This window comes from Candidatus Eisenbacteria bacterium (genome assembly GCA_016867495.1).
Lineage (GTDB): Bacteria > Eisenbacteria > RBG-16-71-46 > CAIMUX01 > VGJL01 > VGJL01.
In genome coordinates this window covers 1-26552 of record VGJL01000023.1, presented here as the reverse complement: position 1 = coordinate 26552, position 26552 = coordinate 1, and the positions used below count along the sequence as shown (strand labels likewise).

Below are 26552 nucleotides of genomic sequence, written 5' to 3'. Positions count from 1 at the left end.
ACGCTCAACCTCCCTACGAACCATCCCGTCCTCCTTCTCTTCCCTCCTCGAGCCCGTGGGATGACCCAGGATCTACCTAGGCACCCCACCCCCTCAACAGGAAGTGGGAGGACACATGGCCTTATCGGAGCCTCACGACCCGCACGGTCTTCCCCCCTCGCGTGGCGCAGTAGACGCCGGCCGGGACAGAGCCCCCGCGCTCGTCGCGCCCGTCCCACACAGGAGCCGCTCCATGGAGGACCCGCACCAGGCGCCCGCCCGTGTCATGCACCCGCACGATCTCCTCGCGACCGCCCGAGAGCAAGAGGCGGACTCCGCCCCCCGAAGGATTCGGGAACGCCAGGGCGCCGTCGCCGGCTCCTCCCGTCCATTCCCCGATGGACGCCGCCGTCGGCGGCAGGATGGAGAACGCGCGCGGCGTCGTAGTCTCGACAATCTCCGCCCCGACCGTCACGCGTAGGCGCAGGAAGGCCTGGTCTGTCTCGGCGACGACGGGAACGCGCCATTGGTATCGCCCGCCATCGGGCAGGCCGTCGGCGACGGGAATCCAGGGACCTTCCGGTCCGTGCGCCGACAGTTCGATCGCGGCTCGTGCCTGCTCGCCTGGCGGCACCGCCGCCATCCAGTCGATGAATCGTATCGAGCCGCCCGCGAGACGCTCCCCCCCGCGCGGCGAGACGAAGCGGGCGGTCAAGGCGCCGACCTGAGACGACTCACGGAAGACGCGCAGGCGGTTGTAGTCCGAGGGGAAGTTCCCTTGCTTGGTGACGGCGGCGATGTCAGGCAGTCCGTTGTGATCCACGTCACCGCCAACGCGGAGAGCCGACCATGTGCCGGGCGAAGGGAAGTTGATCTGGGCCGCCTGCGTCCAGGTCGCGCCGCCGTCGCCCAGCCAGATCCGCAGAACCCCGTTGCCGAGGCCGATGACATCGAGCCAGCCGTCTCCATTCATGTCGTTCAACTGGGTCGTCGCAATGCCCGAGCTCGGCAGTCCGTCCGCCGCCCGGATCCAGTTGCCGATCCCGTTCCATAGCCAGACCTCGAGGCTCGCGCTCGATCCCTTGAAGGCGATGTCCAGATCGCCGTCGTTGTCGATGTCGCCGAGGGATGGGCCGTTGCGCCCGGTCGAGCTGCCGCCCGGCAGGTTGCCATCGGCATTCGCGAAGTCGCCGCTCCCGTCGCCCAGGTAGACAGTGCCTGTCTGGTTGGCGGCGACGAAGTCCATGAATCCGTCTGCGTTGATGTCGCCGAAGATGAACTCCATCCCGGAGTTTCCGCCCAGGAATCCGAAAGATTGCGTCCAGGTGCCGTCGCCATGGTTTCTGTAGACGTGCACGCCTGCGCAGCAGCCGAAGGAGTTCGATCCGATGTCGAGATCGCCGTCATTGTCGATGTCCGCAAGATCGGTGCAGAACATGCCCCAGTCTTCGCCCGATGTCGCGAGGCCATCGTCCCACGCGATCCAGTTCTTGCCGGTCCCGTCGCCCAGGGCCGCCTCGAGGATCTGGTCCCCGAAGTCGTTGGACGAGTAGTTGTGATGCATCCCGTAGGCCGCGTCGATCAGGCCGTCGTTGTTGATGTCGCCGAGCGCGATGCCGCCATAGCCGAAGTTGCCTGACTGGTAGACGCTCCAGGCCCCTCGCCCGTCGCCGAACCAGACCATGATCCCATGCTCATCGGTGTTGATGTAGGGACTCCCGTGATCGCCGATCGAGACGAGATCGACGTTGCCGTCGGCGTCGACGTCGGAGAACTCGAGTTCCGTGCGCCCGCCCTCCCAGCTCGGGGGGACGAGCCCCTGGGACGACTCGACGTAGTCGAGCGCGGGGGCGGCGCACGGAAGAGCGAGACCGACAAGCAGAGCAACTCCGAGGGGAGGGAGTCTGTGCATCGCGCGCCTCCTGGATGGAGAGGATGTCCTCGCGGCGCCAAGGACCGGCAACCACGGCCATCACCGATGGCAGGTTGATCATACCTTGGGGAGGGCCCCGGTTCCACAACAGAGATCGCGCCTGCGCCCTCGAGGACGCGCGTCGGCGGATCGCCGTCTATCTCGTCCCGTACAGCATCGATCTCGCCGTCTCGCAGATTGCCGCAACGGCGGGGTGCTTGATCTTGCGCTCGACCGTCACCGCGTAAAGTCTCTCCCGCACCGCGGGGATCCTCCCGGCAGAGCGGACCCTGTACTGGGTCTGGACGTCCTGCGAGATGATCGAGGCTGCGGGGAAGAGCCCGAGGCCGCGAAGGCCGAAGACCTTGAGGAGCGCGCTGTCTTCGAACTCGCCGACGATGTTGGGCCTGATCCCCCTGGCCTGGAACCACTGGTCGAGCGATCTGCGCAGGACGGTGTTCTCTGCGGGCACGAGCAAGGGAGCTTCCCCGAGCGAGTCGGGAAAGCCCGGCCTGTACCTGGCGACCAGATCGGCGCGGCCGAAGATCTCCATCCCAGATTCCCCGAGGAGATGACTGAAGGCTCGGACCTTCACGTTCGGATTGGCGGGCGCCTCGGTCAGGACCATGTCGAGCTCGTGCAGGGCGAGATCGGCGAGCAGCCGGTCGGGCTTGTCCTCTCTGCAGACGAGCCGGACCGCCTGCCCGAGCGTCAGAACCGGGGCAAGCACCCGCTCGGCGATCAGCTTGGGAACCACATCGGCGATGCCGACCGTGACTCGAAGGGGTCTCCCGACGGGACGGTCCTGCAGGGAGTCGAGCATCTCGCGGCCCAGGCCGAAGATCTCTTCCGCATAACGGAAGACGACCTTCCCGCGTGCCGTCAGAGCGAGTCGCCGGCCGTCTTTGTTGAAGAGGTCGTGGCCCAGGGAACGCTGCAGCAGGTGGATCTGCTTGCTGACCGTGGATTGCGCCAGCCTGAGCTCCGCGCTCGCTCGGGCAAGGCTTCCCTCGCGGGCGACAAGCCAAAAGTAATAAAGATGATGGTAGTTAACCCACTTCATGCTCGAACAATACTTCGACTGGATCGAAGTTTCAATGGCCGTTAATCTACTGGTCTAAGTTTCTGCTCCTCGGTACGCTCTCATCCGGGTCCGGCGCATGGGGCCGGCTCGTGGAAAGTCGTCTGCGGAGGGCGCGGTGGGCGCTCGAGCAAGGAGGTTTCGGGAATGGCCGGGAAGGTTCGAATCGCGTGGTTGCCGGGGGATGGAGTGGGCGTGGAGGTGATGGAGGCCGCGAGGATCGTGCTCGACAAGGTCGGACTCGACGCGGATTACGTCCACGGGGACATCGGCTGGGAGTTCTGGTGCAAGGAGGGCGACGCGTTCCCGCAGCGGACGATCGATCTCCTCAAGAACGTGGACGCCGCGATGTTCGGCGCCATCACATCGAAGCCGGTCAAGGCGGCGGAGAAGGAGCTGGTTCCAGAGCTGCAAGGCAAGAACCTCGTCTATCGTTCTCCCATCGTCCGGATGCGGCAGCTCTTCGATCTCTACATCTGCCTGCGCCCCTGCAAGGCGTACGCGCAAAACCCGCTCAACTTCAAGGAGGCGATCGACCTCGTCGTCTTCCGCGAGAACACCGAGGACCTCTACGCGGGCGTCGAGTTCAACACCGTGCCCGATCAGCTTCGCGATACGCTGGCGGCGCTCTCGCCGCCCTTCAAGGCGTTCAAGGACCTGCCGTCGGATCAGTACTCCATCTCCTGCAAGATCAACACCCGGAAGGGGTCGGAGCGGATCGTGCGGGCGGCATTCGAGTTCGCCAAGAAGTTCGGGCGCAAGAAGGTGACGGTGGTCCACAAGGCCAACGTGGTCCGCGCGACCGACGGCCTCTTCCTCGAGACAGCCCGGGCGGTCGCGAAGGAGTTCCCCGAGATCGCCCTGGACGACGCCAACATCGACGCCATGACGATGTGGCTGCTCAAGAACCCTTTCAGTTACGAGGTGCTGGTGGCGCCGAATCTCTACGGCGACATCATCTCGGATCTCTGCGCCCAGATGGTCGGCGGCCTGGGATTCGGTTGTTCGGGGAACATCGGGCAGAAGCTCGCCGTATTCGAGCCGACGCACGGCTCCGCCCCGAAGTACGCCGGGCAATACAAGGTGAATCCGATCGCCACCATTCTCGCCGCGAAGATGATGCTCGACTGGCTGGGGCAGGCCGAGGCCGGCGAGCGGATCGAATCGGCCGTCGCCGAGGTGGTGCGCGAGGGGAAGGTGCGCACCTACGACATGGGTGGATCGGCCAAGACGCTCGAGATGGCGCAGGCCATCGCGGCGAAGATCTGAAGGAGGGGAAGACAGGATGGCGCGCGTGATCGTTCACGAAGTGGGGCCCCGCGACGGCCTGCAGATGGAGAAGCAGGTCGTCGCGCTAGAAAAGAAGGAGGAGTGGATCCTCGGCCTCATGGCGGCCGGCGTCGACATCGTCCAGGTCGGCTCGTTCGTCCATCCGGAGAAGGTCCCCCAGATGGCCGACACCGACGAGCTGTTCCGGCGCCTGACGGCCGGCAAGGAGGGTGGCACGATCCTCTCGGGTCTCGTCCTCAACGAGAAGGGGCTCGAACGCGGTCTCAAGTGCGGCGTCGAGATGTTCTGCATGGGAGCCTCCGCGAGCGAAACCCATAGCCAGAAGAACACCGGCATGGGAACAGAAGAGGCGACGCGGCGGATCATCGGCGCGGCCAAGGAGGCGCTGGCGGCCGGCAAGAAGGTGCAGGTGTCCGTTCAATCCGCCTTCGGATGCGGTTTCGAGGGGCCGATTCCCGAAGAGCGCGTCCTGCGCATGGCGGCCTCATATCATGAGGCCGGGCTGAACCAAATAAGCCTTGCCGACACCGCCGGTCATGCCGACCCCGGGCAGGTCGAGCGGCTCTTCGGCTCGCTGAAGAAGCTCGCCCCCGCCATCGAGTGCACCTGTCACTTCCACAACACCTACGGGCTCGGCATGGCGAACATCTTCGCCGCGATGCGGATGGGCGTGACCTCGTTCGAGACTTCTTTCGCAGGGCTTGGGGGCTGTCCCTTCACCAAGGTCGCGGCCGGCAACGTCGCGACCGAGGACTTCGTGCACGCCCTTCATCGCCAGGGGATGCGAACGGACGTCGACCTGGGAGGCGTCATCGCCGTCGCCCGCGACGTGGCGGCGCACTTCGGACGCGACATGCAGGGGTATGTCTACAGGACGGGGCCCATCAGGGCAAAGGAGCAGTCATGAGCAAGTCGATCCTCTCCGGCATCCGCGTTCTCGACCTAACGAACGTGCTGGCCGGACCCTTCGCAACGCTTCACCTGGCGCTTCTGGGCGCGGAAGTCATCAAGATCGAGAACCCGAAGGACGGCGATCTCGCCCGCAAGCTCGGGATCCTGCCGGAGCTGAACGAGAAACTCATGGGGACGAGCTTCCTCGCGCAGAACGCCAACAAGAAGTCGGTCACGCTCAACACGAAGTCGCCCGAGGGCAAGGAGATCTTCAAGCGCCTCGTGAAGACCGCGGACATCCTGGTCGAGAACTTCCGCCCCGACGTCATGGGGCGCCTGGGGCTGGGCTACGACGTCCTCAAGGAGATACATCCGCGCCTGATCTACTGCGCGATCTCGGGCTTCGGGCAGACGGGGCCCGACGCTCTGAAGCCGGCCTACGACCAGATCATACAGGGTCTGAGCGGCGAGATGGCCGTCAACGGCGACGAACGCCTGAGCCCGCTGCGCGCTGGATTCCCGGTCTGCGACACCGTGGGCGGGCTGAACGCCGCCTTCGCGATCATGGCCGCCCTCTACAACCGGGAGCGCACGGGGGAGGGCCAGTTCATCGATGTCGCGATGCTCGACTCGATCATGCCGCTCATGGGTTGGGTGGCGGCCAACCTCCTGATCGGCGGCCAGCAGCCTGTCCTCATGGGCAACGACAACTTCACGGCCGCCCCCTCCGGGACGTTCCGGACGAAGGACGGCTACATCAATATCGCGGCCAACAAGCAGGAGCAGTGGGAGGCCGTCTGCGACGTCCTCGGGGTGCCGGAGCTCAAGACGGACGAGCGCTTCCAGAAGCGCGACATCCGCAAGAAGAACCGCAAGGCGCTGACCCCGCTCCTCGAGGCCAAGCTGGCCGAGCGCGGCACCAACGAGTGGGTCGACCTGCTGAATGCGAAGGATGTCCCCAGCGGGGAGATCTTGAGCCTGGAGGAGGCACTCAAGCAGCCTCAGGTGAGGCACAGAGGCACGTTGAAGGATGTCGCAGTCGAGGGGATCGGAACGGTTCCGCTCTTCGGCCTGACGGCGCTCTTCGAGAAGACGCCAGGGCAGATCACGGCGCCGCCGCCTCGATTGTCGGCGCACACGGCCGATGTGCTAGCGACGCTCGGCGTGGGATCGGATGAGCTGGCCACCCTCAAGTCGAAAGGTATCGTGTAGGAGGGAGATGGACACCATGGGCATGACCTACGTGCAGAAGGTGATCGCGCGGGCCTGCGGCAAGGATCGCGTGGCGGTGGGGGATGTGCTGGAGCCGCCCGTGAGCCTGGCGATGTCCCACGAAAACGGCGCCCTCGTGATCAATCAGTTCATGGAGATCTTCCAGGGGACGGGTCGGGAGGCGAACGTGTGGGATCCGGGCAGGATCGCGATCATCTTCGATCACCGCGTTCCCGCGGAGTCTTCCAAGACGGCGACCAACCAGAAGAAGATCCGCGACTTCGTGGGCAAGCAGGGAATCACGAAGTTCCATGACATCCGGGGCGACGTCGGGGGCATCTGCCACCAGATCCTCCCCGAGAACGGCTACGTGCGGCCGGGCCAGGTCGTGGTCGGTACCGACAGTCACACGACGACCCACGGGGCGCTCGGAGCCTTCGCTTTCGGCATCGGGGCAACCGAGATGGCCTCGGTCTGGGCCCTCGGCAACATCCTCAACGTGGAGGTGCCGGGGACGATCAAGGTGGTCGTGGACGGCGCGCTTCCGAAGGGGGTCTATCCGAAGGATGTCATCCTCTACCTCGTCGGGAAGCTCACGGCCGAGGGGGCGAACTTCAAGGTGATCGAGTTCCACGGAGAGGCCGTGCGCAAGATGCCCACATCGGGACGGCTGGTCCTCTGCAACATGACCGTCGAGGCGGGGGCGACGGCCGGCTTGGTGCCGCCCGACGCCGAGACCCAGCGCTACCTCCGCGAGGAGGCGGGCGTGGACGATCCGCTCGACATCTTCGGGCCGGACGATGACGCGGTCTACGATCAGATTCTCCGGATCGACGCCGCGGGCCTGGAGCCGCAAATCGCCTGTCCGCACACCGTCGACAACGTGAAGCCGATCCGGGAGGTGTCGGGCAAGAAGGTGCACCAGATCGTTGTCGGCTCGTGCACAAACGGGCGCCTGGACGATCTCGATGTGGCTGCCCGGATTCTCAAAGGCAAGAGGGTGGCCGAAGGGACACGCATGATCGTCTTCCCCGCGTCGTGGCGGATCTACACCGATGCGATGCGCCTCGGGTACATCCAGGACATCGTCGAGGCGGGCGCCGTGGTCTGCAATCCCGGTTGCGGTCCCTGCCTGGGAGTGCACCAGGGAGCGTTGGGGGACGGGGAGACAGCCCTTGCGACGACCAATCGGAACTTCAAGGGACGGATGGGCAATCCGAACTCCGAGGTCTACCTGTGTTCGACTGCGGTCGCGGCGGCCAGCGCGCTGACCGGCGTGATTTCCGACCCGAGAGGAGTGCTCTGAGATGGCAAGAGGAAAGGTTGTGAGGAAGCTTGGGGACGACATCTCGACCGACATCATCTATCCGGGCCGCTTCATGGCGACAGTCCTGCCCACGGAGACGCCGCAGTACGCCTTCGCCGACGATGCAGACTTCAACAGGAAGCTCAAGGCGAAGGAGGCCGCTCCCGGGAGCTTCATCGTCACGGGGAAGAACTTCGGCTGCGGCTCCTCGAGGGAACAGGCCGCATCTTGCATCAAGGGATATGACCTGATCGTCGTGGCGCGTCACTTCGCCCGGATCTTCCTCCAGAACTCGATCAATGTCGGACTCAGGATGGTCATCTGCCCGGGGATCGAGGCCGAGGAAGGGCACGAGCTGGAGATCGAGGGGGACCAGGTCCACAACCGTACGACCGGCAAGTCGTTCGCGATCGAGCCCCTGCCGAAGGCCCGCCAGGCGATCATCGACGCGGGCGGGCTGATCCCCTACGCGCGCCGCCTCCTGCTGGAGCGGAGCGCGCGCTAAGAAATCCACCCGAGGACGCGCGCCAGCGGACCCGGCCGGGTCCGCGCGTGCGCGTCCGCTCGGCCCAACGCCGCTCGCATGCGAACGCGCGCATCGGCCGTCTGGAAGCCCGCGCGGGCTCTCTACGGCTCGTCCGGCTCCTTCTGGGCGCCCGGGTCGTTCTCCGCCCGGAGCTTCGCCCCCCGTTGGAGGCGCCACTTGAGCAGCGGCGGCGTGGCGAGCGTCGTGATCATCACCATGATCACCGCGGCCGAGAAGACCTGGGGAGAGATGACGGGGTGGCCCTGGAGCATCAATGTCGCGCCGACCCCGGCGAAGATCAATCCCACCTCTCCGCGGGGGATCATGCCGAAGCCGACCAGGAGCCTGTCGATTCCTCGCCCCGAGGCGGCAAGGGAGCATGCCTGTTTGCCTGCCACCGCGGCCACCGTGAGGACGAGGGCGAATCCGAGTCCCGAAACATCCCCGAACACCCTCACGTCGACGCCGATTCCCATGAGGACGAAGAAGACGGGCAAGAGCAGCGCCGCGATCGGCTGCAGGAGCTGATGCAGGTCGGACTCCTCTCTTGTCGCCAGGTCCCGATAGTGGACATCCTCCAGGATCAGCCCCGCCGTGAAGGCCCCCACGATCGAGGCGAGGCCGACTCGATGGGCGAGGAAGGCCAGCACGAAGCAGAAGGCGAGGCTCAGGGTCATCAGGAGACCCCGGCTGCGCAACCGGGTCGCGGCCCGGAAGAGTCGGGGGGCGACCCAGAGCCCGGCGAGGATCGAGAGGACGAGGAAGGCCAGGGCCTTGCCAATGATCGCCGCAAGGCCCGGCAAGCTCATCGTCGCGCCGCTGTTCGCGGCTGCGATCATGGCGGTGACCGTCGCGAGCACGAGGAGTCCCAGGATGTCGTCGATGACCGCCGCGCCGAGGATGATCTTGGACTCGCGCCGGCGAAGGGCGCCGAGGTCCTTCAGGACGCGGGCGGTGATGCCCACGCTCGTCGCGCACAGGACCGTGCCGACGAAGAGATGAACGTAGAAGGTCTCCGATCCGTGAAAGAGGCTGCTCACTCCGATTCCGAGGGCGGTCGGGACGACGATCCCCACGACGGCCACAAGTCCCGCCACCCATCCCACGCTCAGCATCTCCCGAACGCTGGTTTCGAGACCGACCTCGAAGAGCAGGATCACGACCCCGATCTCGGCCAGGACCGCAAAGGTCGCCTCCTCCCGCAGGAAGTCGAAGGTGTCGACGCCGATCAGATGCAGATTCCCGAGGATGATGCCCGCCAGCAGCTCTCCCAGGACCGTCGGCTGGCCCATGCGGGCGAAGAGCTCTCCGCCGAGCTTGGCCGCGATCAGGATGACGGCCAGGCCGAGGAGGATCTCCGGCACCGCCCCCCCTCCGGCGCCTCCCGGGGCGGCAAGCGCGCGGGAGGCGCTCATCGCTCCGGCTGTCGCCGCGATCAGCGCGATGGCGGGGACTGCGAATCGGCGGCGCCCGCAGAGACGCATCATGCCCTACCTCCCCTCCAGCCCGGCGGTCCAGTTGACGACCAGCGTGAGCCACCTCGTCTTCTCCCACTCCGCCGGGAAGACGCAGAGAGAGCGCTGGCGGGAGTCGTCATATGTGCCGTCCGAGGCGTTGAGCACGCTGAAGAGGTTCGTCGTCGCCCCGACGCGTAGGCTTCCACCATCTTCCTGAATCTCGACGGTCCTCAACAGCCCATCGCGGCTGACCGTCCGGCTGTCCTGCGACCAGAACGGATAGGCCCCTCCATCCGTGCCATGCAGCGGGCGCGCCATGTCGGTGTCGAGATCGCGCACCCACAGATGAACGCGCTGGTCCTCTGCTCGGGCGGCGAAGACGAGCCGGCTGCCGTCGGGCGACACGCAGACGGGGCCCGGGCCATGCGAGAGGAGGAAGAAGTCGGTGTTCTCGGGGGGGAGGATCACGGCCCGGACGATCCGCTCCTTTCGATGCGACACCCGGTTGTACGCGATTCCGAGAGCCAGGGAGGCCAGCGCGAACACCGAGGCGAGGGCCCATGCCAGCCGTCCCCTCAGCCTGCGACGCGACGATACGCGGGCGGGAACGCCTGCCTCCGAGCCTCCCTCGGAGATCCACTTCAGATCGAGCAGGACGTCGTGCATCGACTGGCGTCTCTCGCTCGGGTCCTTCGCGAGGCAGGTCCGGATCAGACGATCCAGGGCCGGCGGGAAGCGCGGCTGGATCGAAGAGACCGCCGGCGGATCGCGCTCGAGGATCGCCGCGATCACGCAAGCCTGGGTCTTCCCGTCGAAGGCCTTCTGCGCTGTCGCCATCTCATGCAGGACGGCTCCGAAGGCGAAGATGTCCGTCCGCGCATCCGCCTCGCCTCCTTCGAGCTGCTCGGGGGCCATGTACTGGAGAGTGCCGACGATCGTCCCCCTCGCCGTCAAGGGACTGGTCATGGTGGGAGCGGCGGTCGCGCCCGAGGCTTCGGCTGCGGAAGGCATGCTCTTTGCGAGACCGAAATCGAGGAGCTTCGCGCCGGATCTGGTCAGCATGACGTTGCCAGGCTTCAGATCGCGGTGGATCAGGCCCTTTCGATGGGCGGCGTCGAGAGCATCGGCGATCTCGATTGCGGTGCGCAGGAGCTGCTCGATTTCCATCGCGCCTTTCCGGAGCCGGGCGCCGAGCGTCTCGCCCTCGAGGTACTCCATGACCAGGTAGTCGAGCCCGTCCTGATGGCCGACATCGAAGAGCGAGCAGATGTGGGGGTGCGAGAGGCTCGAGACGGCGCGCGCTTCGCGCTCGAAGCGCTGGCGGCGTTCCGGGTCCGCCGAGAGGAGTGCCGGGAGGATCTTGATCGCGACCTCCCGATCGAGGCGCGTATCTCGGGCACGGTAGACCTCCCCCATCCCTCCCGCCCCGACCGGCGAGAGGATCTCGTAAGGGCCCAAACGCGCGCCGATGGAGAGGCTCATGAGCACCGGGAGACTACACCAATCACATGGCCCCGGAAAGGGAAGCGTGCCGGGCGCGGGGAGAGTGGGGAGGGAGAAGCAGAGGGTGAAGCGGCGCTTCCGGTATGCGCTCCTGAGCGGTATAATCGTGACGGCCATTCGACAACCCCCGAAAGCTCCGAGGGGCCTTGCGGCCTCCAGGCCCGCGCCGCCTCGGGCTCGAACTATGAAGGGAGACAACCTCGATGCGCAGCAAGGCCGCGCCCCCGCAGTCCCACCGTCCCCTTATCCACGCTCTCTCCGTCCTCTTCCTCCTCTTGCTGGTTATGGGATCTCCGGCGCATCAAGCGCTGGCGCAGGCTCCCGCGGTCGATCGTGACGAGGCCGTGTCGCTCGTCACCCGCACGCAGCTCGGCGGATCGCTGGATGGAGTCCGCCTCTTCGTCCACCCTCGCCCTCTTGTCGCGGGGGAGGCGGTCTCGGCCTGGAGGGAAGTGATCTTTGTCGCGGCCGATCCGAGCTGGTTCGTCTTCGTGGACCGCTATCCGGGCGCGAACTGGGAGCATCCCTGTTGGTACTTCCAGGTCGATGCCTCCTCCGGCGAGGTGCGCCGTTACGATGCGACCACTCCTCCTCTGTTCCAGCCGGAGCTCATCGAGATCACGAGCGGCAGCGACAACCCGCCTCCGGGCGTCTCGGAGGCGAGTCTCGAGAGATTCAGCGAGCTTCTGCGCGGCCTACCGAAGCCCGCGCCCGCGCGCGGCCAGGCCTGGGCCTTCATCATCAGCGGAGGCGCCAACCAGTCCAACAACCACATCCGCTACTGGAACGACTGCGCCTTCATCTACCGGGCGCTCGTCGAGTACTACGGGTACGCGGATGACCACATCCGGGTCTGCATCTCCGACGGGACGAACCCGGCGGTCGATAGATCCAACGGCACGAACTCGCCTCCCGATCTCGACGGCGACGGCGATCCGGACATCGAGTACCCGGCTACCCTCCAGTACGTCGGCCAGGTCTTCAACGAGCTGGCCGCCACTCTCACCTCGAGCGACCAGCTCTTCATCTTCACGACCGACCACGGCGGCCAGCAGTCGGGGTACGACTGCTACCTCAATCTCTGGAATCTCGAGGAGCTGCGGGACGATCAGATGGCCGCTTATGTGGCCGCGCTACCGTGCGAGACGATCATCTGCACTTTCGAGCAGTGCTACAGCGGGGGAATGATCGACGACCTGGCCGGCGACGGCCGCGTCATCGCGACCGCGGCCAACTGGAACGAGCTCTCCTGGGCGATGGGCCCCGACTACATCTACGACACCTTCGTCTACCACTGGACCTGCGCGGTCGGCTGGGAGACCCCCGCCGGAGTTCCGGTCGATGCCGACACCAACAACGACGGGATCGTCTCGATGCATGAGGCCTTCATCTACGCCGAGGCGAACGACTTCGAGTCGGAGACGCCCCAGTACAGCAGCACTCCGGCCGGGCTGGGGGACATGCTGAACCTCTTCGGCAACATGGAAGGGGTCTACCTCGCGATCGACCAGATCACGATCGACGACGACGGCAACGGATCCTCCCAGGGCGATGGCGACGGCGTGATCGACTTCGGGGAGAAGATCGAGCTGACGATCGCCCTGCACAATATGGGCTTGTCGGACGCGGAGAACGTCATCGGCACGCTCGCGACGACCTCGCCCTATGTGACGCTGCTCGTTCCCTCGAGCGCCTACGGGCAGATCCCCTCGGAGGGCACCGTTGCCAATGTCCCGCCATACGTGATTCGCATCGCGAGCAACGTCCCGGACGGCGAGCCGCTCAACCTGCAGCTCGGCGTCACGGAGGAGCCCGGCGTGCTGCCGATGAACCTCGCGGCCAGGGCGCCGTCCTACGCGGTCTCGGTCGCCGAGATCTACGACGCGGCGGGCGACGGTGATGGAGTCGCCGACCCGGGCGAAACGGTCCGGCTCACGCTCGGGATCGCGAACGTCGGCGGTTGCGACTCGCCCGATCTCACGGGAGTCCTGCATGGCGGCGGCTACTTCGACTGCAACGAGACCCCGCGGGCCGTGGGGGTGGTCCCCGTCGGCGGGGGAGTCGAGGTGGGCGGCTTCATGGTGGACATCTCGCCCGAGTGTCCCGCGATCTACACAGGATCGCTCGTCCTCGACCTGAGCGGGTTGGATGCCTACCTTGCGTCGCCCGAGGTTCTTCTCAGCGTCGGACCCTGGTTCGACAGCGTGGAGCTGGACATGGGCTGGACGCTCGGCGCATCGGGAGACAATGCGACGACCGGGCGGTGGGAGCGCGCCGATCCGGTCGGCACGACTTACGGGAGCCCCCCCCAGCAGGTGCAGCCGGAGAACGATCACACCGTCGATCCGGGGCACATCTGCTTCGTGACCGCGAACGGCCCCGTGGGAGGAGCGGCCCCGGACAACGATGTGGACGGAGGCAGGACGACGCTGCTATCGCCGATCTTCGACATGGCGGACGCGACCTCGGCCACGATCTCCTACTGGAGGTGGTACACGAACAACCTCGGGAACAACCCGGGCCAGGACTACTGGAGCGTCGACGTCACCTCGGACGGCTCGAACTGGGTTCATCTCGAATACACGACCGCGAGCGCGAACTCCTGGACCGAGCAGACCTTCGACGTGGGAGCCTTCGTTCCGCTCACGGGGACGGTCCGCTTCCGGTTCGTCGCCGACGACACGTCTCCTGGATCCCTCGTCGAGGCCGCGGTCGATGACATCACCGTGACGATCGTGCATCCTCCCCTGGCCGGCGCGCAGGAGAACGATGGGCGCCTGATCACCGGGCTCGGCGCCTGCCGTCCCAACCCGATCGGCTCGGGCGCGATCCTGACCTATCGCCTGGCGGCTCGCTCGCCGGTCAGGCTCGAGTTGTTTGACGTGGCGGGCAGGCGCGTGAAGACGCTCTTCGCAGGGACGGAGGAGGCTGGCGAGCACTCGCTGGACATCTCGCCGATAGGCCAAGCGGGCAGGAGGATCGCGTCGGGCGTTTACTTCGTCCGGATGGAGACGCCCGATCTGACGCAGGTCAAGCAGGTGGCGGTGGTTCGTTAGAGAGGAACGACCTCGTCCAGGCGATCCTAAGCGGGCCGGAAGAGTTCCGGCCCGCGCGGCTCGCGCCCTGCTTCTGTCCACGATCCGCGTTTCGCGCCGGCGGCACCCTGGAGGTCACGGCACGGGAGCCGGTCCGGCAGACGCGAAGGCTCATCGTTCTGGATTGACTGCGATCGGGAAAGCGATCTCGAAGACCGTGCCGCTCTCGTTCGACTCGTAGCGGATGCTCCCGCCCATCGCCTCGACCGTCATCTTGACGCCGTAGACGCCGAGTCCGGTTCCCCCTCGCTTCCCGTAGGCGCTGAACGGGTGAAAGAGCGTCGCGCGGATGTCGGGCGGGATCGGGGATCCGGCGTTCTCGAAGCGGATGGACGCCGTGTTCGCGGTCTTCTCGATGAGGACGCGGACGTCGCCGCCCTCCGGGGAGGCCTCGATCGCGTTCTTGAGGAGATTGTCGACGCAGCGCTGCAAGTGGACCGGGTCCAGACAGAGGACGAGTGTGTCCTCAGGTGTCGCGTCCCTCGTCCCGGCGCACAGCCTCACCCGCGCTTCCCTCCTCGCGGCGAGCTGCTCGAGCGTCTCGATCGATGCGCGCGCCGCGGCGAAGAGGTCGACATCCTCGATGTCGAGTCGCAAGATCCCGCGCTTGAGCTTACCCATGTCGAGAGAGGTGGCGATGATCTCATGCATCCTCTGCGCCGAGCGCTTCGCTCGGCTGAGGACCTCCTCTTGCTTCTCCGTGATGGGCCCCGTGAACCCATCCAGCATCGCATCCAGGAGGGCGAGCAGGGAGCCGAGGGGGGCCTTGAGATCGTGGCGGACGATCATGCCGTAGGTCTCGCGAAGGGCCTCGGCCTCCTTCCGCTCCGTGACGTCTATCCCGAGCCCCATGTATCCGACAATCCCCCCCTCCCGCCGGATGGGGGTGATCGTGAGAAGGACGGCCACTTCCGTCCCGTCCCTCTTTCGGTTGACGATCTCCCCACGCCAGAAGCCCTTGGCCGGATCGGAGATCTGGCTCCACATGTAGTCGTACATCTCGCGGGTCGTTTGCTCGCTCTTCACGAGGCTCGTCGAGTTCCCGATCACTTCCTCCAGGGCATAGCCGTATAGGCTGAGCCATGCCTGATTCGCGATCGCGATCTTCCCGGCGAGATCGGTGATCACGATGGCGTCGGTGCTGTCGTGGAAGGACCGGCGATAGATCGAGGGATCCTCGGAAAGGGGGATGTCGATTCCGCTCATGATAAGGCCCCCAAGCAACCCGCCCGCCCCCCACGAGCGGGAGGCGGGCGGCCTTCCGAGTCGGGCGCGAGGCTTCCGCCTCCGCCTCTGCCCCTTCGCCTTATCGAACGATCGTCACCTGCCGGGTCGAGGAGACCCCGTCGGCCTCCATCCTAAGGAAGTAGATCCCCGAGGGGAGCGCCTTCAGGATCGTGTCGTGCGCGTCGAAGCTCACCTCGTGGATTCCCGCGAGGGCCGGGCCGTTCACGAGGGTGCGTACCCTTCGTCCCGCGAGATCGTGCAGCGTGAGTCTGACCGGGCAGGCGCGATCGAGACGGTACGAGACCGTCATCCACCCGCGCGCGGGATTCGGCCCGCAGGCGACGATGCCAGGCGCCCCTGTCGCGGTCTCCTCCGAGGCATCCGCGGCGATCGTGTAGGTCGCGTCCAGGACGAAGTCGTCCACCGCGGCCTCGACCAGCGATCCGGGAGCCAGGTCGGAGGCCACGAACCGGATACGGACCTGGTCGGTCAACGTGACATGCTCGCCGAGGTTGAACGTGTACTGGTTCCAGCTATTGGCGCTGGCCGTCGTGTGCTCCAACGGAACCCAGGTCGTTCCGTTCGATGTGACCTCGACATCCCAGTAGTCCTGGCCGGGGTTGTTGCCCAGGTTGTTCGTGTACCACCTCCAGTAGGAGATCGTGGCCGAGGTCGCGTTGCCGAGCGCGAAGACCGGCGTGAGGAGCGTCGTCTTTCCGTTGTCGACGTCCGCGTCGCCGGCGGCTCCGCCCGGCGCGCCGTTGCCGGTGACGAAGCAGATCTGGGCGGGGTCAGGGGTGTGGTCGAACTCGGGCTGCACTTGCTGGGCCGGAGACCCATACGTCGTGCCGACGGGTTCCGCCCGGACCCAGAGCCCCGCCGTGGCATTGTCGTCGGGCGCGCTGAGGGTCCAGCCCCTGTCGGTCTCCGCCTGGTCGATCCATGCGCCGACATCGAGGCTGAAGTTCAAGGTAGCCGAGTACCCGCCGGGAGCGGCCAGGAAGAGCTGGAAGGACAATATGGCCGGGCTCGGGCAGGCTGAGAGAACCTTGACGTCGAAGGCCCCCGTGATCGTTCTGCCTGCCGGCGGAATGGGGGGGCACTCCGCCACCGGAGCGAGGATCTGGACATTGGGATCCATCGTGGCCAGGGTCGCCGTGATCGGCCCCGTGGACGCGTGGCCCGAGTTCTCGAGCCATAGCTGCAGGTAGAAGTTCTCGCCCGGATCGATCACGGCGTCCCCATCCCCCTGGGGCGGTTCGTCGTTCAGGACATGGCCGTCCTGATGCAGGCTCGGACCCTGGATCGCAAGGGAGAACGGGCAGTTCCATGTTCCCTCGTTGGATTGGACCGTGACCGTGAAGGCCGCCACGTGCCCATCCGGGGCGCCTGCGGCCACAACGATCGAGAAGGGATCGATCGAGGCGCGGATCGAGTCGGCTTCGATGTCAGGGTAGGAAGCCTCTCCATCGAGGATCGCGATGTGCGGGTCGCTCGTCTGAAGCTGCGCCGTCACGCCCGTCGTCGTCTCGATCCCGACGTTCTCCAGCGAGATCGACAGAGCCGGCTGCTCGCCCGCGTCGAGGATCCCGTCCCGGTCGAATGGATCGTCCAGGACGCGCGTCGTCTCGAAGACCAGATAGGGCCCGCTCGGCGGGATGATCTCGACCGACTCGTCGTACCTGTAGTAGTTCGCCTTGGTCACAGTGATCCTGAGGGATCCGGGCATCGTCGGCGCCGGGATCTCGATCTCCTGGGGCATCCCGGTTCCGGTCGCGACGGCCACGATCTCCCCATCGATCGTCAGGCCGATCAACGCTCCCGCATCGGCCTGCACATGGAAGACCGTGTTGCCGATCATGCAGATGTCGTCGTGGGTCACCGTGAGGCTCTGGGGCACCTGCGAGTAGAGGGTCATGAAGGCGTCGCCGTGATGATGGAAGAGGTGGTAGGTGACCGTCTTGTCGCCGGGGTTGTACGGCCAGCTGCTCGATTGGAGGAAGTACTTGCCGCTCACCATGCCGAATGCGGTCCGCATCTCCGTCGAGAAGGGTTGCGTGGGCGGGTAGGGGCCGTAGTTGGGCATGAAGCCGGGCCACATCGTGTCCCACATCCCCCAGACGTAGGTGTCGTTCACGAACGAGTAGGAGACCTCCGAGGCGGCGACGAGCCCGAGAGCCCCCTGGGCCATGCGATGGAAGGCCTCGGTGAAGCACTCGCTGGTCCAGTCGTACTTGCCCGTGAGGCAGTTCATGCTGAAGACGAACGGGAGCATCGTGTTGTGCAGGCCCGCGAGGTTCGCGTTGGTGTAGGCGGGCTCGCCCCAGCCGTTCTCCGCCCCGTGGTCCCGGTGCACGAGCAGGTAGGCCCCGGCGTTGATGTCGTTGTTGATCCGCGTGGCGTTGCCGCCCCAGTCGGTCAGATGCTGCGGCGTGGCCGGAATGTAGCCGAGCCCGTTGGGCCCGAAGTAGTTCACGACGATCGACGTGTTCTGGTTCGTGGACCAGACCGTCCCCGGCGTTCCGGAGTAGATCGCGTACTCCCTCACGGGGTGCTTGCCCAGCGCGTTGGCCTGGTGTCCGTAGAGGGTCTCCGCGCAGAGGATGAACCAGCGCTCCGTCTGCCATCCGCCAGCGATGATCGGATGGTCATAGTACGGCGCGTCGGTGACGGGGTTGCGCTCGTAGTCGAGCATCTTGTTGATCATCCGCCCCAGTTCGGTCCCGTTCCGTCCCGTGATCCTCGCGTGGATCATGTCCGGAAGATGGTCGCCGTTGACGTCGGCGTAGATGTTGTCCGACACGCAGTAGGAGTTGTAGATCGGCGAGGTGATCGCGTTGTCCCGGTCGAATCCCGAAGCCGGGTAGTCGCCCAGGATCAGGAACGCCGACGGGGCCGGGTCCCAGGTGTTGTAGGCGGTGTTCAGGAAGTTCTCGATGATGGTGGACGTGGTTCCCCCGATCTCGGTCGTGGTGAAGACCTCGGTCGAAACTCCCTGCAGCTTCCGCCACGCTTTGAGCGTGTCGGCCCACGCGATGAAGTCGGCCTGGTCGGGGGAGATGATGATGTAATCGAACCCGTTGCGGGAGGGTCCGCCGCGATCCCAGTCGACCTGGGGAAGCGTCGCGTAGTTCATCAGATGCTGCTGCAGGATCGGTTCCCAGAAGCGGCTCCGCAGGCGCTCCTCGCCGAACAGGCCGGTTCCTCCGATGAACTCGACCTTGATGTCGATCTCCTTGTAGACGAGCAGCTCCTTGCGGGCCGGGTTGTACTGGAACGGAGTGACGCCGAGGATCACGAAGTCGACGCCGCGGATCTCCTGCACGGGGGAGAGGATCGCCGAACTCGCGGGATAGTAGGAGCCGGCGCCGTAGATCGCCGCGTTCCTCTCATAGACGAGCGGCCCGTCCTGGTTCTCCCGAGGGATCACGGGCGCGGGAGAGATCTCGATTCCATGGACCACCTCAGTCTGCGAGGAGATGATCTCGAGTCGGGCGCTTGCCCCCTCGGGGATCGCCAGGAAGCGGCTGAGCCCCGGCAGGTCGGGCGCGCCGGCGTCGTTCGGAAGGATCACGCCCGGAAGGCTGATCCTCACGCAAGGCTCGCCGTTCACCACGATCGACTCCTGCTCGTAGGATCCCATCTCGTAGTGCAGCTCGGCGCCCCTGGGCGACTGTCCGATGAGAGTGAGTCCCGGCTGGCCCGTGCTCCCCGGCACGTCGACCCGGATCGCGCCGGCGGAGGACGCGATCGCGGGGCTGATGCTGATGGCCAGAATGATTGCGAGAATGCGGCTGGTGGATCTCATGTGCGACGGCCCCTCCTCCTTGGATCTGGTCCGGGCGGAACGGGTTGGGCGGTCCGTTCGTGCGACCCGACCGTCCAGGCGCGAGGCGCACACAGACACTAAATAACTATAGCACATTCCGTTGGTTCGGCGCTCGCTTGTGGCGCCATCGTGACTTAGGTCAATGGTCCTTCCCGCGAAGACGACTAGCGTCTGAGGCGAGAGGAGGAACGAGAATGAGCGAGCTCATCGACAATGCGCGCCGGCGCAAGGATCTTCTGAAACACATGATCCTGGAGCTGCACGCGGGAAGGGCGCCGGAGGCCGTGCGCCCGCAGCTCATCCGGCTGCTGGGCGAGGTGCCCTACGGCGATGTCGTGGCAGTGGAGCAGGAGATGATCGCCGAGGGGCTGCCGGTCGAGGAAATCCTCAGGCTCTGCGATGTGCACACCGCGGCCCTTCAAGGGGCGATCAGCCAGACGGGCGCGCGGACGGCTCCGGAGGGACATCCCGTCCACACGTTCCAGCAAGAGAACCGCGCGCTCGAGTGGGAGATCGAGTCCCTCGAGTCGCTACTCGCCGGCGCGCAGGCGATGGCCGAGGATGCGGAGGCGAAGAGCCTCGTCCACCTGATCCGCGAGCGGTTCAACCACCTGATGGACGTGGAGAAGCACTACCTCCGCAAGGAGCACCTCCTCTTCCCCTACCTCGAGCGGCATGGGATCAAAGGCCCCCCGACGGTCATGTGGGGAAAGCACGACGAGACGAGGCGCCTGCTGCGCGGCGCGATGGATGCGCTCGGCTCGGCGGCGAAGGCGGCCACGGCGGGGGAGATCGTCGCCATGGCGGCGCTCGTCCTGCGCCCGGCGATGGCGGCGATCTCGGGAATGATCGACAAGGAGGAGCGGATCCTCTTTCCGATGTGCCTCGACACGCTGGCGGATCGCGAGTGGGTCGAGATCGCCCGGGGGAGCGCCGAGATCGGATTCTGCCTCGTCGATCCCGCCGACGAATGGAAGCCCGACCTGGAGGCGCCTGAGGAGCCGGAGGGCCTCGCGGGCCCGATCCGAGTGAATCTGCCTAGCGGCAGCTTCACCCCTGAGGAGCTTGCGGCGGTCCTCAACACGATCCCGTTCGACCTGACCTTCGTCGACCGCGAGGACACCGTGCGCTACTTCACGCAGGGGAAGGAGAGGATCTTCGCCCGCACACGCGCCATCCTCGGACGCAAGGTGCAATACTGCCATCCGCCCTCGAGCGTGGATGTAGTCGAGCAGATCCTGGATGCCTTCAAGTCGGGGCGCAGGGACCGCGCCGCCTTCTGGATCGAGATGGGCGGGCGCTTTCTCTCGATCGAGTACTTCGCCCTGAGGGGAGGGGGTGGCGAGTACCTCGGTTGCCTCGAGGTGAGCCAGGACTTGACGGCCAAGCGCGCGCTCACCGGCGAGCGGAGGCTCCTTGCCTGGGATGAGGATGAACCCGATGGACTCCCGTGAGCCGGACATCACCCCCGAGATGAGGGTGAGGGCGCTCGTCGCGGCTCTGCGCGAAGCTGCCGAGCTTCAGGCGACCTGCGAGCCGGGCGCGTGCCGCATGCGAGCGTCTCAGATGTGGTCAGAACTCTCTACGGGTTTCTCGCCTTCTTCTCCCGGAGCCCCTGCACGAGGAGATAGATCCCGAAGCCGACGGGGACCGCGGGCCACCAGTCCTTGAGCCAATCCATCGGCACCCCGAAGACCCTGTGGAGGAGATAGAGGAACCCGCCGAGGATCAGGGCGGATCCTCCGAGGATGGAGCCCCGGTTCCCCATCAGGACGAGCTCGTGACGGAGATCGTCGGGCCCCAACCCCGCGAGCGCGTCGTTGTAGAGGTTGGCGAGTCGTACGGCATCGATGATGCTGTAGAGCCAGAAGAAGGTGAGGAACATCCCGAAGAGCGGTGTCATTCCTGGGGCCTGCTTGGATGACAGGACCGTGATCACGGCGGCTGCGACGAGCGTGTGGATGAACCCGCGGCGATAGTATCCGACATAGACCTGCCCGAGTCCCGGCAGGAGGGAGAGAAGTCCCGCGATCGCCGGCCTCTTCCTTCTTCTCTCGATCAGCAGGGGTCTTCCGCTCTCTGATTGTGTCATGCGGCTATCCTCCTCCTGCGCGGCGCATTCCCGCAGGCGCCCGCGCGATCTTGTCTCTCACGGTCCGGGCGACTCCACCCCGGCATCCTGCTCACTGTTACGGACGCTTCGCTCGGATGGTTCGGTCTCGGCCGCTCCGGGATCGGCACCGGGCCCCACCCAGCAGCGGCGCATCTCGCTCGTGTAGGTCCGCCAAGTCCGCCAGAGTTCGACGGCGTCCCACCGAAGCGCTGCCCGGCAGACCGGCAGGGCGTAGGCGGCCGTCAGATCGAGCGTGCGCCCGGCCCGCCGCAGTCTGGATGACACCTCTGCAGAGGTCCTCGCGAGTCGAGTCCCCCTCTCGCCCGCGGTCAACGCCGACGGGGACTCGCCGGAGAATGTGCCGCTCAGCTCCTCCAGCCACTCGGCGCGCAGGAGATCGGCGAGAAGCGCGGCGCCCCCCTGAAACGGCGCCATGGCCTCCCGCGCCGCGGTCCTCCGGACAAGAGACTCCGGCGACCCGCCGAGAATGAAGATCAACGCCGCCCCGCAGTAGGCGAGCTCCAGGGCGACTCTGGGCCTGCGGGCGAGCTTGCTCCATCCCGCGAGCAGATGATCCGCGATCCCCGGCCGGCGCGCGGGCCTTGCGCGCGTGGTTCGCTCGAGGACATCCAGGACGAAGCGGCTGTCGGGCTGGACCTCGGCGAGCGCCGGCAGATCCTGCCGCAGAACCTCGAGGGCGGCGACCATGTCGCTGCAGCCCTCGCAGTGGAGGAGATGGCCGGCCACGAGATCCAGATCGACGCCTGCGAGCGCGTCATCGGCGAAGTCCACGAGCCGATCCTCGATCGCCGGACAGACCGTCCCGCTTGTTCTCTTCAAGATCGATCGCGTCAGATAGCCTGGTGCGCCGCCCGCGCCCGCTTCCTCACGCGCCGCGGCAAGGAGCCGGCCGCACCTCTTGCACGAGGATGCATGGATCTCCGCTGTCTGAAGGACCTTAGGCGGGAGATCGTCCCCCGCGAGGAGGGGCAGGATCTCCTCGAACTCCCGGCAGTTCATGGTTCGAATCGGGGGTCGCCCCCCTCCTCCCTCATCATGGTCGATAGGACTCGCGCCAGCTCGATCCGCGCCCGGTTGGACCGGGACTTGATGGTCCCCACCGGCGCTTTGAGCATCGTGGCGATCGCTTCCAGGCTGAGCCCCTGGATCTCCTTGAGAAGGATGATCTCGCGATTGAGCCTGCCGAGCTTCCCCAGCGCCTTGTGAACGAGCGCGCGACGCCGCGCGGCGCGATACTCCTCGGCCGGTCCAGGCGCGGGAGAGGGAAGATCGGACAGCTCCTCGACCGGGATGTCGATCGCCCGCGGCCGGGACCGCCGCCGCCGGATGCGATCGATCGCCGCGTTGCGCGTGATCTGGACGAGCCACGGAATGAACGTTTCATCGTTCGTGCAAAGATCGAGCCGGCGATAAAGACGGACGAAGACGTCCTGGGCAAGATCCCTCGCTTCCTCCGCATTGCCGAGATGGACGATGGCGATGCCGTAGACGCGCCCCTGAAACCTGCGGACGAGCGCCTCCCAGGCGAGCGGGTCGCCCGCACGGCATCGGTCAAGGAGCGCCGCAAGGTCGGTCAATCGCCATCTCTCCCTGGGATCGCGCGCTTTCCACCGGGCCCACCGCGCTGCCTCCCGCGCCCGGCTGGACGCCTCAACCTGGAGACGGACGAGGATGGCCGGAGGTTCGCCGGAATCCGTCGGCGGATCCGGATCAGTCGAATGCCGGAGCCGCGCCTCGCCCCCCGGATGAAGTAGACGCCCGCGGGGGCATCGCGTCCATCCCGCGTCCGTCCGCTCCACAGCAGGCGTCCGTCCGTCCGCGCCCCCACCTCGCATCCGGGCCCCGCGACGATCCTCCCGCAGGAGCCGCGCGCCCAGCCCGATCGAGTCGGGAGTGCTGCTCCTGATCGAGGCAATGGATCACGGAGAGCCTCTCCGCCCTGGCGACCAGCCTCGCCGACCCGAGATCGACGATCCGGTCGAGGACGATCGTCACGGTCATGTTTTCCCTGATCTCGATCGTCTCGTCCCAGGGCCTGCGCTCGAAGCCGCTCCCCGCGGTGATCCTCGTCTCCCCGGCGGGGAGATCGATCCAGCAGGAGCCCGCCGCGTAGAAGTAGCCTCCGCGGGCCAGATGGACAAGACGGGCTGCGTCCGCGCTGTCGGGGTGGAGGCGCCCGTCCGAACCCAGGACACGCACGCGCGCGGCGATCGGAGAGCCGACTCCATCCCTGATCAGAAGCGTCAGGCGATGTGTGGGATCGCGGGCGGTGGCACTGGAGCATCGCCACGACCATCTCGCCGCCTCGATCGCGCTCACGACTCTCTCCTATGGCATCCGCCTATTCGACCACGAGGACTCTCCCTCTCGCCGGCACATCCGGTCCCAGCAGGCGGTAGAAGTATGCGCCGGAGGCGGGGGCGCTCCAGCACCAGGAGCGGCCGGGTGTGACCCGACCGTCGTGCAGGCTGCGGCCGGCCGGGTCGAAGATCTGCATGGTCGCCGGCCCCTTCATCGGCGGAATCTCGAAACAGACGCCACGTCCCGAGCGGCGTATGGGGATGCCGTTTGCAGGCTGCGGTCGTGGCCCGACGTCGCTGACGCCCATCAGCTCCGTGAGGACTCTCCCGCCCGCGAGCGGCGTTGGAATCCCCAATACCGCTCCCAGCGTGCGGCAAAGGTCGGACTGCTGGCAGAGGGTCCAGGAGACGGCGCCGGGCTCGAAGTCGGGCCCGAGGCAGATGAGGGGGATCCTGCGACATCCCGGGCACGCGTCCCCGTGATCGGTCCAGCTTCCGTGCGCGTCGGAGTGGCGGCCGTGGTCTCCGATGATGACAAACGCGGTTCGATCCATGTACTCGCTGTAGAGCTGCGCGCTCGTCCAGAGGCGGAAGATGAGGGAGTCGGCCCGGCGTATCGCCCGCGTGTAGTCGTCCCAGACTCCTCCGTGCGCGGCGGCATCGACATCCGCGAGGCTGACGAGGGAGACTGTCGGGCGACGCGTGGCGATCTCGAAGACGAGCCGATCGACCGCGGCGTCGTCGTCATCCAGTCCGGCGATCGTCCACGCGCTGTCAGGCGCGCCGTAGTCCGCGTGGTCGGAGTGGGAGAGGCAGGCGAGCTTGCTCTTGGTCGTGAGGACGATTGCGTCCCTATCGGGCGCGCCCGTCGCCGCCCTGTAGTACTCCCAGATGTGGGGGAACGAGGAGCGAATGGTCCCGTCATTCGGGATCGACTGGTAGCGGCCGGAGCCGATGCATGTGTGCCCGGGCACGGTCTTCGTGAGGCCGGAGTTGTCGCAGGACCTCGCGACCGCGCCGCGGGGAGCGAGGTCGTTCCCTATCCTGGGGATGAAGGAGTGGCTCGAATCGTCCATCCCCTCGCTCGAGCGGTGTGCCTTTCCCTGACCACGCCTCCCGCGATCCCGCCGGCGGAAGATCGTCCGTTGCATCCCGGCGAGATAGGCTCCATTGTCGACCGCGGCGCCGCGAAAGGAGTCATCCATGAACCTCCACCCTCCTGGCCGGCACGGCCACGCACCCGTTGCCGTGCTCGGTATCGCCGTGTTCGGCCTGTTCCTGTCGAGCCCGTCCCTCGCAGAAGTCCCGTTGCGCTCGTTCGCCCCGGGGAGTTCGCAGGCGGCCCTGCTGCCGGGGAATCCCGCGGCCTTCTGGAGCCAGCCTCCCGATCTGGAGGGATCGAAGGTCTCGTCCGAGATCACCTACGACTTCGATGTCGTGTCGGAAGTGGCGGAGGACTTCACATCCGGATCGAGCGGGACAATCAGCAGCATCCGGTGGTGGGGCGGGCCTTACAACTGGACGCAGGGAGACCCCGATATCGCCGAATTCAACATCATCTTCTACGGAGATGATGGAGGGGTTCCGAGCGACCCGTTCCGTCGTTACCCCGCGGTGGAGCCGCAAGTCACCTCGGTCGGAAACGATGGTTTGGGAAACCCCGTCTACCGCTACGACCTCGCTGTCAATGTCCCCATTAGCGCCGGCGCGAGGTACTGGCTGATCATCCAGGCGGACTCCCATCCGTATCCTCCACACTGGGGAAGGACGAAGGCGGCCTCCACGCAAGCCCTCGCGGGCAAGTTCAAGAGCGAGTACTTCGGGCATCCGGCCTGGGTGTCGACTTCGGTCGAGACCGGATCCCCATGGGACGCCAGCATGGAGCTCACGCTCGGCGTGCCGCCGATCGAGGCCTGCTGTTTCGTCGACGGCTCGTGTCAGGCTCTCCTCGATTACGAGTGTCTCTACATGTACGGGGAGCCGCAGGGCGCTGGGACTGACTGCAGCCCCAATCCGTGCGAGCCGATCGAGCAGCAGGCCTGTTGCCTCCTGACGGGGACTTGCGTGCTCCTGCCGGTCGACGACTGCGTCGATCTCTCGGGCGTGCCTCAAGGCCCCGGGAGCGACTGCGATCCGAATCCCTGCCCCCAGTCGCAGGCATGCTGCATCGCGGGTTTCTGCATCATGCTCACCGCGGAAGGATGCGCGGCCAATCAGGGGATCCCGCAGGGCGCGGGGAGCGACTGCGATCCCAACCCGTGTGGCGCCGAGGCATGCTGCTTCGCCGACGGGCGCTGCCTGCAGCTCTCGCCCGAGAACTGCCAGATGGCGGGAGGCATCGCGCAGGGCGCGGGGAGCGACTGTGATCCGAATCCCTGCTCCCAGCCGCCGCCCGAGGCCTGCTGCCGCGAGGATGGGAGCTGTGCGATGCGGACTCCCGTGCTGTGCTACCAGGAGTCCGGGACGCCGATGGGAACGGGGACCGATTGCGATCCGAATCCGTGCCCGCCGCCGACGGCCAGGGCCTGCTGCTATGCCGACGGCCATTGCGAAATGCTGACCGAGAGCGCCTGCATCGGCGCGGGCGGCTCGCCTGCCGACTCAGGGACCGGCTGCGGCGAGAATCCTTGCCCCTATCCGGTCCCCGTGACAAGGACCACCTGGGGCGGCATCCGGGCGATCTTCCGGTAGAGGGGAGGACTGTGCCATGCTTGATCCAAGGCGTCTCTTGCTGATTGGCTGCGCCTTCCTCGCGGCGGCCGGCGGTGTCGCTGCGGCCGAGACGGTCTACCTGGAGGCTGATTTCAACG

At 66.4% G+C, this 26552-nt stretch carries 18 protein-coding genes; 8 read left to right on the top strand and 10 right to left on the bottom strand.

What is annotated here, in order from left to right:
• Nucleotides 1-121: 121 nt before the first annotated feature.
• Entirely contained in the window at nt 122-1891 is a 1770-nt protein-coding gene (locus FJY88_04590; protein MBM3286613.1) for a VCBS repeat-containing protein, read from the bottom strand.
• 157 nt (nt 1892-2048) lie between these two features.
• The gene (gene nhaR, locus FJY88_04585) at nt 2049-2954 is read right to left on the bottom strand and encodes a transcriptional activator NhaR (protein ID MBM3286612.1); all 906 of its coding nucleotides are present in this window, start codon (nt 2952-2954) and stop codon (nt 2049-2051) included.
• 165 nt (nt 2955-3119) lie between these two features.
• On the opposite strand from nhaR, the gene FJY88_04580 reads away from it, so the two are divergent.
• The 5 genes from FJY88_04580 to FJY88_04560 are packed head-to-tail and all read left to right on the top strand — an operon-like array spanning nt 3120 to nt 8176.
• Nucleotides 3120-4241 (top strand): isocitrate/isopropylmalate dehydrogenase family protein, encoded by a 1122-nt coding sequence (locus tag FJY88_04580; GenBank protein ID MBM3286611.1) that lies wholly within the window; start codon nt 3120-3122, stop codon nt 4239-4241.
• Between the two features lie 16 nt (nt 4242-4257).
• Nucleotides 4258-5169, top strand: a complete 912-nt coding sequence (locus tag FJY88_04575) for a hydroxymethylglutaryl-CoA lyase (GenBank protein MBM3286610.1) — start codon at nt 4258-4260, stop codon at nt 5167-5169.
• Nucleotides 5166-6365, top strand: a complete 1200-nt coding sequence (locus FJY88_04570; protein ID MBM3286609.1) for a CoA transferase — start codon at nt 5166-5168, stop codon at nt 6363-6365. Before FJY88_04575 ends, FJY88_04570 begins: the two co-directional genes overlap by 4 nt.
• Nucleotides 6366-6381: 16 nt before the next feature.
• Nucleotides 6382-7671, top strand: coding sequence for a 3-isopropylmalate dehydratase large subunit (locus FJY88_04565; GenBank protein MBM3286608.1), 1290 nt, complete (start codon nt 6382-6384; stop codon nt 7669-7671).
• Between the two features lies 1 nt (nt 7672).
• Nucleotides 7673-8176 carry a 3-isopropylmalate dehydratase gene (locus FJY88_04560; protein MBM3286607.1) on the top strand — a complete coding sequence of 168 codons (504 nt, stop codon included), beginning with the start codon at nt 7673-7675 and terminating at the stop codon, nt 8174-8176.
• A gap of 122 nt (nt 8177-8298) precedes the next feature.
• Here the strand turns inward: FJY88_04560 and FJY88_04555 are convergent, their stop codons facing one another.
• Nucleotides 8299-9612 carry a cation:proton antiporter gene (locus FJY88_04555; GenBank protein ID MBM3286606.1) on the bottom strand — a complete coding sequence of 438 codons (1314 nt, stop codon included), beginning with the start codon at nt 9610-9612 and terminating at the stop codon, nt 8299-8301.
• Nucleotides 9613-9687: 75 nt separating this feature from the next.
• The gene (locus FJY88_04550; protein ID MBM3286605.1) at nt 9688-11136 is read right to left on the bottom strand and encodes a serine/threonine protein kinase; all 1449 of its coding nucleotides are present in this window, start codon (nt 11134-11136) and stop codon (nt 9688-9690) included.
• Nucleotides 11137-11360: 224 nt separating this feature from the next.
• On the opposite strand from FJY88_04550, the gene FJY88_04545 reads away from it, so the two are divergent.
• Complete coding sequence (locus FJY88_04545; protein MBM3286604.1) at nt 11361-14213, top strand: T9SS type A sorting domain-containing protein; 2853 nt, start codon at nt 11361-11363, stop codon at nt 14211-14213.
• A 150-nt stretch (nt 14214-14363) separates the two neighbouring features.
• On the opposite strand, the gene FJY88_04540 is transcribed toward FJY88_04545, so the two are convergent.
• Both FJY88_04540 and FJY88_04535 read right to left on the bottom strand, forming a co-directional pair.
• Nucleotides 14364-15458 carry a PAS domain S-box protein gene (locus tag FJY88_04540; GenBank protein MBM3286603.1) on the bottom strand — a complete coding sequence of 365 codons (1095 nt, stop codon included), beginning with the start codon at nt 15456-15458 and terminating at the stop codon, nt 14364-14366.
• A gap of 100 nt (nt 15459-15558) precedes the next feature.
• Nucleotides 15559-19404, bottom strand: a complete 3846-nt coding sequence (locus FJY88_04535) for a hypothetical protein (GenBank protein ID MBM3286602.1) — start codon at nt 19402-19404, stop codon at nt 15559-15561.
• Nucleotides 19405-19502: 98 nt separating this feature from the next.
• On the opposite strand from FJY88_04535, the gene FJY88_04530 reads away from it, so the two are divergent.
• Nucleotides 19503-20762: a DUF438 domain-containing protein gene (locus FJY88_04530; GenBank protein ID MBM3286601.1), complete on the top strand. Its 1260-nt coding sequence runs from the start codon at nt 19503-19505 to the stop codon at nt 20760-20762.
• A 128-nt stretch (nt 20763-20890) separates the two neighbouring features.
• Here the strand turns inward: FJY88_04530 and FJY88_04525 are convergent, their stop codons facing one another.
• From FJY88_04525 to FJY88_04510, 4 genes are all read right to left on the bottom strand, one after another.
• Nucleotides 20891-21400, bottom strand: a complete 510-nt coding sequence (locus FJY88_04525; GenBank protein ID MBM3286600.1) for a hypothetical protein — start codon at nt 21398-21400, stop codon at nt 20891-20893.
• Nucleotides 21401-21457: 57 nt separating this feature from the next.
• Nucleotides 21458-22441, bottom strand: a complete 984-nt coding sequence (locus FJY88_04520; protein ID MBM3286599.1) for a zf-HC2 domain-containing protein — start codon at nt 22439-22441, stop codon at nt 21458-21460.
• Nucleotides 22438-23277: a sigma-70 family RNA polymerase sigma factor gene (locus tag FJY88_04515; protein ID MBM3286598.1), complete on the bottom strand. Its 840-nt coding sequence runs from the start codon at nt 23275-23277 to the stop codon at nt 22438-22440. The genes FJY88_04520 and FJY88_04515 overlap by 4 nt, the downstream gene beginning before the upstream one ends.
• 506 nt (nt 23278-23783) lie before the next feature.
• A complete protein-coding gene (locus FJY88_04510) occupies nt 23784-24947 on the bottom strand; it encodes an alkaline phosphatase family protein (protein ID MBM3286597.1) in 1164 nt (387 codons plus the stop codon).
• Between FJY88_04510 and FJY88_04505 the strand changes: the two genes are divergently transcribed.
• Nucleotides 24946-26433, top strand: a complete 1488-nt coding sequence (locus tag FJY88_04505) for a hypothetical protein (GenBank protein MBM3286596.1) — start codon at nt 24946-24948, stop codon at nt 26431-26433. The two genes, FJY88_04510 and FJY88_04505, sit on opposite strands and share 2 nt — an antisense overlap.
• Nucleotides 26434-26552: the final 119 nt, after the last annotated feature.